The organism is Mycoplasmopsis arginini, assembly GCF_965278885.1.
GTDB lineage: Bacteria > Bacillota_I > Bacilli_A > Mycoplasmatales > Metamycoplasmataceae > Metamycoplasma > Metamycoplasma arginini_B.
Window position 1 is genome coordinate 131,285 of record NZ_CBDIHE010000001.1, and the last position, 12,372, is coordinate 143,656.

Sequence of the window (12,372 nt, forward strand, 5' to 3'; positions counted from 1 at the left end):
TTTAATATAAAATATTAAATTATGAAATTTTTTAAATTTAAATCAACAGAAATGCGTATAGCTGAACATACATTAAAGAAAATAAACCAACTAGAAGAAAGTATTGTTAAATTAACAGATGAAGAGTTAAAACATAAAACTATAGAATTTCGCGAAAGAATTAAACTAGGGGAAACTCAGGATGATATCAGACCTGAAGTTTTTGCCGTTTCCAGAGAAGCTACAAAAAGAATTTTAGGTAAGAGACCATATGATGTGCAAATGATTGGTGGTATTATTCTCGACCTTGGTTCGGTTGCTGAAATGAAAACAGGTGAAGGAAAAACAATTACTTCGATTGCTCCAGTTTATTTAAATGCTTTAGGTGGTAATAGTGTTATTGTTTCAACTGTTAACGAATATTTAGCTGAGCGTGATGCTGAAGAGATGGGGCAAGTATTTAAGTTTTTAGGTTTAACTGTTGGAATTAATAAAGCACAAATGCATACAAATTTAAAAAGAGAAGCATATGCTTGTGATGTTGTTTATTCAGTTCACTCTGAATTAGGTTTTGACTATCTACGTGATAATATGGTTATGTCAAAAGAAGAAAAAGTACAAAGAGGACTAGATTATATTCTTTTAGATGAGGTTGATTCGATATTAATTGATGAGGCTAAAACTCCACTTATTATTTCTGGTGGCGATCAAGAAGAAAGTACAATGTATACAATCGCCGATCTTTTTGTAAGAACTCTTAACCACGATGATTATTTTATTGATGAAGAATCAAAATCAGTTTATTTAACTGATCAAGGAATTGAAAAAGCAAATAAGTATTTTAATTTTAAAAACTTATATGACTTAGAAAATTCTGAACTAGTGCATCGAATTCAAAACTCATTAAGAGCACATAAAGTTATGAAACTTGATGTTGAATATATAGTTAGAAATGACAAAATTGAATTGGTTGACTCCTTTACTGGGCGTATTATGGAAGGCCGTGCTTATTCAGAAGGTTTACAACAAGCCATTCAAGCAAAAGAAAGAGTTGAAGTAGAATCAGAAACTAAAACCTTAGCAACAATTACTTATCAAAACTTTTTTAGATTATTTAAAAAGATTAGTGGTATGACTGGTACTGCTAAAACCGAAGAAAAAGAATTTATTGATATTTACAATATGCGTGTTAATGTTGTTCCAACAAATAAACCAGTTGTTAGAATTGACGATAAAGATGAAATTTATGTTGATATGCATTCTAAGTGACAAGCTGTTACTAAAGAAGTTAAAAGAGCATACCAACGTAAACAACCAATTTTAATCGGAACTGCTCAAGTTGAAGATTCAGAAATACTACACGAATATTTATTACAAGAAGGAATTCCACATACTGTTTTAAATGCTAAGCAAGATGCTTCTGAAGCAGAAATAATTTCTAAAGCAGGACAAGCTGGTGCAGTTACAATTGCAACAAACATGGCTGGTCGTGGTACGGATATTAAACCTACAAAAGAAGCTATTGAAAATGGTGGATTATATGTTTTAGGAACAGAAAAAGCCGAATCACGTCGGATTGATAACCAATTAAAAGGACGTTCAGGCCGTCAAGGAGATATAGGTTATACAAAATTCTTTTTATCTTTAGATGACCAATTAATTCTAAGATTTTCTGTTCAAGATAAATGAAAAGAAATCTTTAAAGAGTATGGTTCAGACCCAATTCCTGGTGAATCAATTCGTTCAGCTTTCTTACGCGCACAAAAGAAAATTGAAGGATTTAACTATGATAGCCGTAAAAGCGTTTTAAACTTTGACGACGTCATTAGACAACAACGTGACCTAATTTATGAACAACGTGATTTAATTTTACAACGTGATGATTTAGGTTCAATTATTCATAAGATGTTTCAGGTTGCTGTAAAACAAATTGTTAACAACCCATATTTTGTACAAAAAAATGACACGCTAGATTTTGAAAACTTTTCTAATTATTTAAATAAAAACTTTATGTTATTAACACAACATAAATTTACAAACGAAGAAATTAGAAAAATGGATAAAGAAGAATTGATTAACTATATTTTTTCAATTTGAAAAAAAGAATATGACACTTTAAGACAAAATATTATTGAAAAATATGGTTTAACATCTTTGGTTAAATCGGAAAGAAGTATTATTCTAAATGTTTTTGATAGCGGATGACAAGACCATATTAATATTATGGATAAATTACGTCGTAGTACTCATTTAGTTCAATATGCTCAAAAAAATCCATATCAAATTTATACTAAATTAGGTTCGAAGAAATTTAAGGAATTAACCGATCGAATCGCTATGGAATGTAGTATCAATTTACTAAATAATTATGAAGGTCTTCCTTCTTCAAATAGCCAAATTGATTTTCCATGATTAGTTAATAATAACAACGATTCTAAAAATAATGAAGAAAGCCTTGAAACAGCAAATCAATTTATCAATTTCTTACTTGATTCAGAAAAGAAACGTTTAATTTCTGAAGGCAAAAATGAAGAGGAAGTTGAAGAAATCTTAAAGACCGAAAAACAAGAAGTTTTAAAACAGTTTAAAATAAAATTAGAAAGTTTATTAGGTTTAAAAGAAAATAAAGAACAGTAAAAAAGATGAAACTAATTCATCTTTTTTATTATTTATATTTTCAACAATTATTTACGTAAAAGTTAAGCGCTTTTTCTAAAACTTCACGATTTGCATCATGAGTTATTTGCTCTCTAGCTTTGTCAATACTAAATCAATCAACAACTTCGATTTCTCCAGGACGATTTTTTTTATCATCATTCTTCGGTGTTGCTAAAAAGAAAATCACGTTTTTATTTACATTTTCTCTATCTTTATTAATAAAGGAATAACTAGTTATTTCTCTAAAACCTTCAATAATATCAACATCTAAATTTGTTTCCTCTTTAACTTCTCTTAAAGCAGTTTCTATTTCAGTTTCATTTCCTTCAACATGACCCTTTGGAAAAGTTCAATGACCTGCTCTTTGTTGTACTAGTAAAACTTCTGCTTTAGACCCTTTATTTCTTAAAACTACCGCCCCACAAGATTTTTCGTTTCTCATCTTAAATGCCACCTTTATTTTTAATAAAAATATTAATTGATAATAATGAAATTATATTTAAAATTAAAATAGAATCTAAAATTAACTTAATAATTTTTATTTTATTAAAAAAACTTATGTTTTTGGTTATTTCTTGCATATTTTTTTCTTCAAAAGCTTTGGTTAAAGATTGATTAATTCCATTTAATAGGAAAATTAAAATTACAAAAATAACAGCAAAAACCATCAGTGAAATAATTAAACCAAAATTAACTTTTAACAATTTTTGGTGTGATAAATTACTTCGTTCTTTAAAGATAGGAAAATAACTAAAAGCAGTAAATAAAATTAAAATATTAGATAAAACCACAATAACTAAAATGCCTATAAACACGCTTTTTCCCATGTTGTGTTTTAAAAAACTAATAGCTATTACTTGAAATATTGCAACCACCAAAGAAATAATAGTTAAAATAAAAAAAGTAAAAAAGTTTTTATGTTTTTGTTCTTTTATAATACGATCAACTTTATTCATAATAATTATTATATATGGAAAAACACTGATTTTTTACTTAATTTAAATACCTAAAAATAAATAAAAAACAAATTAAGGCTTTTAGCCTTTTATAGGTTTGAATTTTGGTAAAATATATTTATATTTTAGGAGGTATAATGTCGCTTACAAATAAATATTTAGCATTATATCGTCAATATCGACCAAAAACTTTTGAAGATGTGCATGGTCAACAACATATTATTGATACATTAAAAAATATTCTTAAAGAAAATAAAATTACTCATGCTTATCTTTTTTGTGGACCGCATGGTAATGGAAAAACCTCAACTGCCAAAATTTTTGCTAATGCGATAAACTGTACACATAGAACCGATGCTAGTCCTTGTGCTAGTTGTATTGAAACAGTGGATCAAAATATGGATATTATCGAAATTGATGCTGCTTCTAATACAGGGATTGATGATATTCGTGAACTAAGGGAAAAAATTAAACATTTACCAACTCAAGGTAAATATAAAATTTACATTATTGATGAGGTTCATATGTTATCCAAAGGAGCTTTTAATGCTTTACTTAAAACATTAGAAGAACCACCTAAACACGCCATTTTTATTTTGGCAACTACCGATCCCCAAAAAATTCCTTTGACAATTCTTAGTCGTGTGCAGAGATTTAATTTTAAAAAAATAGATAAACCAATATTAATTAAACAAATAATTGATATTTTTGCAAAAGAAAACATTCAGGCTGAAGAAGACGCTATTAAATTAATTGTTAATTTAGGTAATGGTAGTTTTAGAGATACATTAAGTATTGCTGACCAAATTGCAATTTATTGTGCTAATAAAGTGATTACCAAAAAAGATATTGAAGAATTATATGGAATTGTTGACTTTGATAATATTTGATATTTAATAAAATGTATAAGTGCTAATCAACATAAAATGATGCTAGATAAATTTAATTATTTAATCGATAATGGTGCTAGTGTTGAAAAAATAGTTCTACAAATTTTCGAAACATTAAAAGATTACTTTGTGTTTAGTAAAACAAATCAAGAATCACTTTTAGAATATGCCCCAAAAGAGAAACTAATTGAATTAAAAATTGATGATGAGCTACTATTTAAATATATTGATATTATTCAAAAAACAATTAAGGATTCACAATTTAGTGATATTCCTAGGGAAATAGTTGAATTAAATTTATTAAAGATGGCTTCTTGCAAGAATAAATCATTACCATCAATTAATAAAGAAAATAAGCAATTAGAAGTTGAAACTAAAAGCAATTTTAAAGAAGCAAAAGAAAATGAATTGCTAAGCGAAACTTATGAAGATACAAATGATTTCCAATTAGTTAATGATTATGATAATAATAAAAATGAAGATAATTTAGAAAATCACAAAAACTTTAATTCTATTTTTAATTTAAAAAGTATTTCTAATTCTTTTAAAACTAGTGAAGATATCAAGATAGATGAGGTAAAAAAAGAACTAGAAGAAAATGGAATCAGCGAGATAAATGTCGATAATATTTTAGAAAAAACTTCTGAAATCTTAATTGCTGAAACAACAAAAGAATATGAGAATGATGATTTGTTAAATGATATTATTACTACTGAATTTGATAATGAAAATTTTAGTAAAACTGTTGATATTATAAAACCAGAATTAGATCAAAATGACGTTAATATCCTTGCATTTATTTTCCAGTATATAAAACTTAATTTATATGATTATGGAACAAAGAATAAACAAGATTTAGATACAATGTATTACAACATGATTGAACAAAGAATAAAAAAAGAATACGAATACCTTGTTTCTTTAATTAAAGGCTTTAAAATATTTTTTGCAACCGAAGATTTAATCGTTTTAAGAAGTGATGATATTTTTAAAGTTCATGAATTGAATTTAAAAAGATGCAATGAAGATTTTATAGAAGCTATTAATAGTATTTTTGGAAGATATACAAATGTTGTTGCCGTAACAAAAGAACAAGTTGAAATGGCAATTCAAAATTGTAAACAAAACTGATCTAAATTAAAAAATGAAGAAGTAAAAATGTTTAGTTTACCAAAACTAGATAAGTATAAAAATAAAGTGAATGCAAATGTTGAATTTGCAAAGAAACTTTTCGGAGATATTGTTAAAGAGCAAGAAAAATAGGAGATATATATGAATATAAACGAAATGTTAAAAAACGCTAAAAGAATCCAAAGTGAAATGGAAAAAGATGAACAAGTTGTTGCTAAACAATCTTTTGTTGTTGAAAAACAAGGTATTAAAGTAACAATGAATGGCCAAAGAAAAATAACTGAAATTATTATTAATGAAGCTTTAATAGATCCTGAAGATCCTGAATTAATTCAAGACTTAGTAATGTTAGCTGTTAATGAAGCGCTAGAAAAAATTGAAGCTGCTTACGATGAAATTGGTAGCAAATATTCAAATAACGGATTACCATTTTAATGAATTTAGAACTTAAAGAAAAAATTATTGAATCCTTAAAAAGAATTCCAGGTATTTCAAAAAAACAAGCAAATAAAATCGTGGTTTTTTTTCTTGAAAACAAACTTCAAAATACAAAAGAATTATTCGAAGATATCATTTCTTTAAAAAATGAAACTAAAATTTGTTCTCAATGTTTAGCTTATGCAAAACAAGAAATATGTGATATTTGTTCAGACAGCAAAAGAAACAAGAAGATATTTGTTGTACAGGATAGTTTGGATATTGAAAAAATTGAATCACTTGATATAGAAAAAGGTAAGTATTTTGTTTTTAGTGATTCAATCAATTTAAAACAAATTAGCAATGAAACATTAGAAAAAATTGACCATTTATTAAAAGTTGTTGCTAAAAGTGAAGAGATAATTTTGGCATTAAATACTGATTTAAATGGCCAAATTACAATGAAATATTTAGAAAAAAGAATTCGTGACGAATTTAAAAACAAAAATGTTTATCAATTATCAATTGGAATTCCCTTTGGAATGGCCATCGAATCAGTTGATACAATATCATTAAAACAAGCAATTTTAAATAAAAGAAAAATATAAAAAGGGGTTATTTATGCAAAGAAAAGGAAAATTTATCGCTTTTGAAGGAATGGATGGTTCAGGTAAAACAACAATTATTCAAATGCTTAAAAATGAATTAATTACAAAGAACTTAATTGATGATTTTGTTTTTACAAGAGAACCAGGATCAGCATTTTCAAAAGAAGCTGAGAAAATTAGACAATTAATTCTAGATAATGAAAACTCATTTAGTTCAATGGTAGATGCACTTTTATTTGCTACTAGCCGTCGTTTAAATTTAGAAAAAGGTATTTGACCTGCTTTAGAAGAAAATAAACACGTAATAACTGACAGATATACAACTTCCTCATATGTTTATCAAGGTGTTTTAGGTGATGCTACTTTAGAAAATGTTGAAATTATTAACAAAATAGCAACTAATCAAACTGAACCTGATTTTGTAATTTTCTTTGATTTAGAACCTTCTATTTCAGTCGAAAGAATTACTAAGATGCGCGAAGGAATGGACCGCCTAGAAACTTCTGATATTTCTTATTATGTTTCATTGCGTGAATCTTATAAAAAAGTAATAGCTAAAAATCCTGAGAGATATCGTATTATTGATGCTAATTGTTCAATTATTGAACTATTTAATAAAGTAGTAGATATTCTTAAAAAAGAAAACGTATTATAATGATCGATTCTATTTTTAAAAATATAATTGATAATTCTCTTAAGGAAAATAAATTAAGTCAAGTTTATTTACTTTCATCAAAAAACATTAAAAGTTTTGATGAATATTTTTTATATTTTATTTCTCAGATAAATTATGATAATTTTGAGAATTTTAGTGATATAAAATTTGGTGAACTTTATTTTTATATCGATGGTCAAAATCAAACAATTAATAAACAAATGATTTTAGATTCAATGAATGAAACTACAGAAACGTCAATTTTATTTAAGAATAAGAAAAAAATTTTATTTATATCTAATATTGAAAATGGAACACAACATTCCTTAAATAGTTTACTTAAGTTTTTAGAAAACCCACCTTATAACACTATTATTGTAATGTCATGTAATTTTATATCGCAAGTAATTAAAACAATTAAATCACGTGCTTTCATTATTGAAATTAATCATAAAAATGATGAAAAAAATATTGATAATTCTAAACCTTTTGCTAGTTTTTTTAAGGCAACAAATACTCTATACAATGAAGAATTAATTTCTATTTTTAACGATTTAAGTAAATCAATTAGTTTGTCTTATAAAAACCCACTCTTATTTCTTCAATCATTAATCATTAATTTTAACTATGATAATAAGGAAATAATTTTAAATTTTCTAATAATGGTATTTATGGATATTTATAAAATTAAAAAAGGTATAAAAGATTTAGATATTCTTAAAGATTTTAAAATTAAACAAGAATCATTTGATTATATTCCAGTATATAAAATTATTAGTTTATTAAAAGAAGTAAAGAATAATATAAGTAAAGCAGCAAATTTTAATTTGCAAAAAAGTAATCTATTATTAAAATTAGAGGAATTTTATGGAATCTAGACTATATATAGTTGGTACACCAATTGGCAATTTAGAAGATATTACTTTCCGCGCCATACGTATTTTAAATGAAGTTGATCTTATTTTGTGTGAGGATATGAGAGTAAGCCAAAAATTATTGAAGCACTTTGAAATTAATAATAAAAAATTAGTGGCTTATCATAAGTTTAATGAAAAACAATTAGCTCCAAAAATAATCGAACAAATATTATCTGGTAAGAATGTAGCATTAATATCTGATGCTGGAATGCCATGCATTTCTGATCCTGGTTTTAATTTAGTGAGTGAAGCTAAAAAACAAAATATTTTTGTAGATGTTATCGGGGGAGTTACAGCATTCACACATGCTTTTATTAAAGCTAACTTAGGTTCAACATTTAGTTTTATCGGTTTTTTAAAAGATAAAAGTGGTGAAAGAATTAATCAACTAAAAAAGATTACTGAGGGAATTTATGTTTCTTATGTTTCACCTTATAAACTTATAAGTACTTTAGAGGACTTTAATAGCGTGTTTGGCGATAATGTAAATCTTTACTTGTGTAAAGAATTAACGAAGTTGCATGAAAAAGATTATGAAGGAACTCCTTTAGAAGTTTTAGAGACACTTAAAAAAGATCCTATCAAAGGTGAGTTTGTTCTAGTTTTTGCAATTAAAAAAGAAAAACATGTAAAGATTAATAAATATGCAAAATAAAAACCGGAGAATTATCCGGTTTTTAAATAAATTGGTTCAAAAAAATTAATTTTTTGATTTAGCAATAAATGCATCTAAACGGCTAGCTTTTCTTGCACCATTGTTTTGGTGTAAAACACCCTTTGAAACAGCTTTATCAATTTCATGGTGTGCTTTAGCAACTAATTCAGCTGCTTTTTCATCATTAGCTGATGCTGCTAATTTAGCTTTTTTAATAGCTGTTTTAACAGTTGATTTAATAGCTGAGTTACGTGCGTTAGCTTTTTCGTTAGATAATATTGCTTTTTGTTTTGATTTAATATTTGCCATTTTTTTGCCTTTCTTGCTAAAAAATTAATTAGCATACATAATTTTACATAAAAAAAACATTTTTTTTATATTTAAATAAGTTTTTTTGCTTAAATTAAGTTTTTCTAATGTTTTTAATCAATTAATAGCAAATTATTTTAATTTTATTAAAATATTCTTATATGAAAAGTCCTGATCTAACTATAAAAAGAATAATAAATAATAAAGAATACGAGATTTATATTTTTTATATCAAATCCGCTAGAGCTATTTATTTTGAATTTGAATCTGGCCATTTAATTTTTAGATTAAATCCTAAACACTTAGATACTTCAAGATTTGAGAATTTTCTAGTTAAGTCAATTACTAAAGCAATAAAAAATCCACGCTTTATAAATGAAAAAAAATTAAAAATTAATACAAAAAATCAAAGTTTTTATTACTTTGGAGAATTAATAAGTTATGATATAACAAGTAATTTTATAATTTTTAAGGTAAATAACTCATTTGTGTACTTAAAACTTCCTAAAGATTATAGTATCAAAACAATAGAAGAAAAAATTAAAAATTTTTTAAAAGAAAAACTTTTAATTAAGTTTAAATTTTTTGCAGAAGAAGCAGTTAAGGTAATTTTGCAAAAAACAATTGATTTAACTTATAAAATATTAAAAAAGAAAACATCATGGGCATCAATAAACATTAGAACTAAGACTTTAAATATTTGTGCTGATTTAATGTATTTTAGTGATGAAATGATTAAATATGTAGCATATCATGAAATTTGTCATTTAGTTCATGCTAATCATTCAAAAGAATTCTGAAACTTATTAAGCAAATATTTGGATAATTGGAAAGACATTAGAAAAAAATTAAATAGTTATATTTTAAAATAAGGAGTTTTATGGAAACACAAATGGTGATAATATTAATTGTAATATATTGCTTTACAGCAATTATTCTTGCTTTAGATATATATTTCATTGTTCGACATTTTAAAAACAAGAAAAAAGCCAACACCGAAAAAGAGTTTACAATTTCTGAGAAAAATTTATTGTTTCAAGAAGTTAATAAAATAAATAACTTTATTCATAATAGTAAGTTTATTGAAGGCGGAAAATATAAAATTAATAAAAGTGATTTTGTTTTATCTGGTCACATTATTATTAATAGTTATGGTCTATTTGTTTTAAATCAAGTAGATGATTCAGGTAATTTATTAGAAGGTGATTTTAATAGTCGTGAATGATTTTTACACACTGATAAAGTTAAATACTGTATTAATAATTTATTTTGAAGTTTAAATAAAAATATTCAAGATATTTTACCACTTTTACCAAACAACCTACCGGTAATAGGAGTTTTAATTTTTGATAATGTTAAAGAGTTCGAAATTAATAACTATCCTGGTCATTTAGCATATACCAAAGTTAGTGATTTATGTAATTTTATGTATGAAATTAAAAAGAGTCTAAAACCAATTTTGACTATTCAAAATGTTGAAAAAATATATGAATTACTAACAAATAAAAAGATTGATTAACAGTCTTTTATAATTGATTTCAATACATTGATTTTTACTGGTCAATCCATTGAAAAAGATTGATTCTAGCAATAATTAGTCAATAAATAACGAATTTTATGTAAATTTGTTATTTTTTTTATTTTTTCTTTAAAATTTAAATTGTATACGTATAAAAATATATTACACAAAAAACACACAGGAGACAAAATGGCAAAAAGCACATTAGAAAGATTTTACATCTCTGAAAAATTTGATGAAAATAAAAAAGTATCTTTCAACTTCAAAAAAGCTAACCAAAAAATTTCAGGTAACTTTGAAGAATTTGTTGATGCAGTTTTAGAATTTATCAGAGTTAGTGAAAAAACAAAAAATGATACACGTGTATGATTCCACCAAAACGGAGCTTACCGTGGTAGTGTTAACATTACTAAAGCACGTGTTATTGTTGACAAAATTTTAGCTGAAAAAGTTCAAAACGAAAAAGCTATTGAATACATCGAAAAAGAAGACTTGGTTGATAAACCAGCTCCAGCTGCTAAGAAAGCTAAAAAAGTTTCAGTAAACTTAAATGAAGAAGCTGCTAAAACAACATTCTTTGTTGAAAATGTAGCATTAAGAAAAGCTTCACAAATTTCATCACTTGACGTTAAATCAACATCACAATACACAACAGTTGTTGAAAAAATTGCACAAGTTGGAAATACAGTTGTTGTTACATATCATTTAGAACACGAAGGTAAATCTTCAAAATCATTTGAGTATGTTATAACAGGTTTTGAAAGCTCATGCACAGGTTGCGCATGTAAATCAAATTCTTCAATTTTTGGAACATCAAAAAAAGACAGAAAAGCATTCTGAATATTATTTACAATTTTAACAATTTTAATTGTTGCAAACATTATTTTAATTTCATTACGTTTAACAAACAATATTTAGTTATTAATATTTAATATTATTCGAATAATAAAACCCGAGCACAAAAGTGTTCGGATTTTATTTTTTTCTTTATAAAACAAGGTCTTTTTTTTTTTTTTTCAAAAAGTAATAAAATATGAAAAAGAAGAAATAAAAAGGAGAAAATTTAAAATTGAAAAAATCTAAAAAAATATTAATGTGGCTTGGAATAGCTAATGTTATTGCTGCCGCTGCATTAACTGTTACTACATGTAGCTTGTTTTCGAATGCAAACAAAAAAAATATAAATAAAAGTAAATATAACAAAAAAATATCTGACATTGATGTATTCTTAGCGAGTGATATAAAAGATGATAAATACAATAAAATTAAAAAGGAATTAGAAGATGAAGAAAAAACAATAAAATCGACTATTACTTCTTTTAGTAATCAAAAAGATTATGATGATGCTACCGCTAAATTACAAGATGCTCTAGATAAAGCTAAAGCTGCTAAGTTATCACTAGATAGTTCGAATACAAATATTGATGATGCTAAAGAACAATATGAGGCTAAAAGAACTGAAGCACAAAATTATTCAACAAATGAATTAGCTGAAGATAAGTACGAAAGTATTAAAAATGAATTAGATTCTGAACTAACTAGAATTCAAAATCTAGTTGATAGTGCATCTGAAGAAGAAAAACCCCTGAATTTTACTTAGATAAAAAACAAAAAGTTCAAGACGCTCTAGATAAAGCTAAAGCTGCTAAGTTATCACTAGATAGTTCGAATACAAATA

Annotated in this window: 14 protein-coding genes; 11 read left to right on the top strand and 3 right to left on the bottom strand. The window is 25.4% G+C overall.

All coding sequences use genetic code 4. The annotated features are described in order from the left end of the window. Window positions 1-21: 21 nt before the first annotated feature. Window positions 22-2,616: a preprotein translocase subunit SecA gene (gene secA, locus ACQW0Y_RS00560; RefSeq protein WP_427867258.1), complete on the top strand. Its 2,595-nt coding sequence runs from the start codon at window positions 22-24 to the stop codon at window positions 2,614-2,616. A 28-nt stretch (window positions 2,617-2,644) separates the two neighbouring features. On the opposite strand, the gene ACQW0Y_RS00565 is transcribed toward secA, so the two are convergent. Further along, window positions 2,645-3,079, bottom strand: a complete 435-nt coding sequence (locus tag ACQW0Y_RS00565; protein ID WP_427867259.1) for a bis(5'-nucleosyl)-tetraphosphatase — start codon at window positions 3,077-3,079, stop codon at window positions 2,645-2,647. Window position 3,080: 1 nt separating this feature from the next. Then, on the bottom strand, window positions 3,081-3,593 hold the full coding sequence (locus ACQW0Y_RS00570) for a hypothetical protein (protein ID WP_427867260.1): 513 nt from the start codon (window positions 3,591-3,593) through the stop codon (window positions 3,081-3,083). A gap of 137 nt (window positions 3,594-3,730) precedes the next feature. On the opposite strand from ACQW0Y_RS00570, the gene dnaX reads away from it, so the two are divergent. Genes dnaX through rsmI form a run of 6 tightly spaced genes read left to right on the top strand, consistent with a single transcriptional unit; the run spans window position 3,731 to window position 8,866 of the window. Then, entirely contained in the window at window positions 3,731-5,746 is a 2,016-nt protein-coding gene (dnaX, locus tag ACQW0Y_RS00575; protein ID WP_427867261.1) for a DNA polymerase III subunit gamma/tau, read from the top strand. 9 nt (window positions 5,747-5,755) lie between these two features. Next, window positions 5,756-6,049, top strand: coding sequence for a YbaB/EbfC family nucleoid-associated protein (locus tag ACQW0Y_RS00580; RefSeq protein ID WP_427867262.1), 294 nt, complete (start codon window positions 5,756-5,758; stop codon window positions 6,047-6,049). Next, entirely contained in the window at window positions 6,049-6,639 is a 591-nt protein-coding gene (locus ACQW0Y_RS00585) for a toprim domain-containing protein (RefSeq protein ID WP_427867263.1), read from the top strand. Before ACQW0Y_RS00580 ends, ACQW0Y_RS00585 begins: the two co-directional genes overlap by 1 nt. Before the next feature lie 13 nt (window positions 6,640-6,652). Continuing rightward, window positions 6,653-7,294 carry a dTMP kinase gene (tmk, locus tag ACQW0Y_RS00590; RefSeq protein WP_427867264.1) on the top strand — a complete coding sequence of 214 codons (642 nt, stop codon included), beginning with the start codon at window positions 6,653-6,655 and terminating at the stop codon, window positions 7,292-7,294. Beyond that, entirely contained in the window at window positions 7,294-8,172 is an 879-nt protein-coding gene (locus ACQW0Y_RS00595; RefSeq protein WP_427867265.1) for a DNA polymerase III, read from the top strand. Before tmk ends, ACQW0Y_RS00595 begins: the two co-directional genes overlap by 1 nt. Beyond that, window positions 8,162-8,866 carry a 16S rRNA (cytidine(1402)-2'-O)-methyltransferase gene (gene rsmI, locus ACQW0Y_RS00600; RefSeq protein WP_427867266.1) on the top strand — a complete coding sequence of 235 codons (705 nt, stop codon included), beginning with the start codon at window positions 8,162-8,164 and terminating at the stop codon, window positions 8,864-8,866. The genes ACQW0Y_RS00595 and rsmI overlap by 11 nt, the downstream gene beginning before the upstream one ends. 45 nt (window positions 8,867-8,911) lie before the next feature. Here the strand turns inward: rsmI and rpsT are convergent, their stop codons facing one another. Continuing rightward, a complete protein-coding gene (rpsT, locus tag ACQW0Y_RS00605) occupies window positions 8,912-9,175 on the bottom strand; it encodes a 30S ribosomal protein S20 (protein WP_427867267.1) in 264 nt (87 codons plus the stop codon). Window positions 9,176-9,336: 161 nt separating this feature from the next. Between rpsT and ACQW0Y_RS00610 the strand changes: the two genes are divergently transcribed. From ACQW0Y_RS00610 to ACQW0Y_RS00625, 4 genes are all read left to right on the top strand, one after another. Next, entirely contained in the window at window positions 9,337-10,047 is a 711-nt protein-coding gene (locus tag ACQW0Y_RS00610; RefSeq protein ID WP_427867268.1) for a YgjP-like metallopeptidase domain-containing protein, read from the top strand. Window positions 10,048-10,055: 8 nt separating this feature from the next. After that, complete coding sequence (locus ACQW0Y_RS00615) at window positions 10,056-10,694, top strand: hypothetical protein (protein ID WP_427867269.1); 639 nt, start codon at window positions 10,056-10,058, stop codon at window positions 10,692-10,694. 189 nt (window positions 10,695-10,883) lie between these two features. Further along, entirely contained in the window at window positions 10,884-11,612 is a 729-nt protein-coding gene (locus ACQW0Y_RS00620) for a hypothetical protein (RefSeq protein WP_427867270.1), read from the top strand. 151 nt (window positions 11,613-11,763) lie between these two features. After that, the gene (locus ACQW0Y_RS00625; RefSeq protein ID WP_427867271.1) at window positions 11,764-12,294 is read left to right on the top strand and encodes a hypothetical protein; all 531 of its coding nucleotides are present in this window, start codon (window positions 11,764-11,766) and stop codon (window positions 12,292-12,294) included. The last annotated feature ends 78 nt before the right edge of the window (window positions 12,295-12,372 follow it).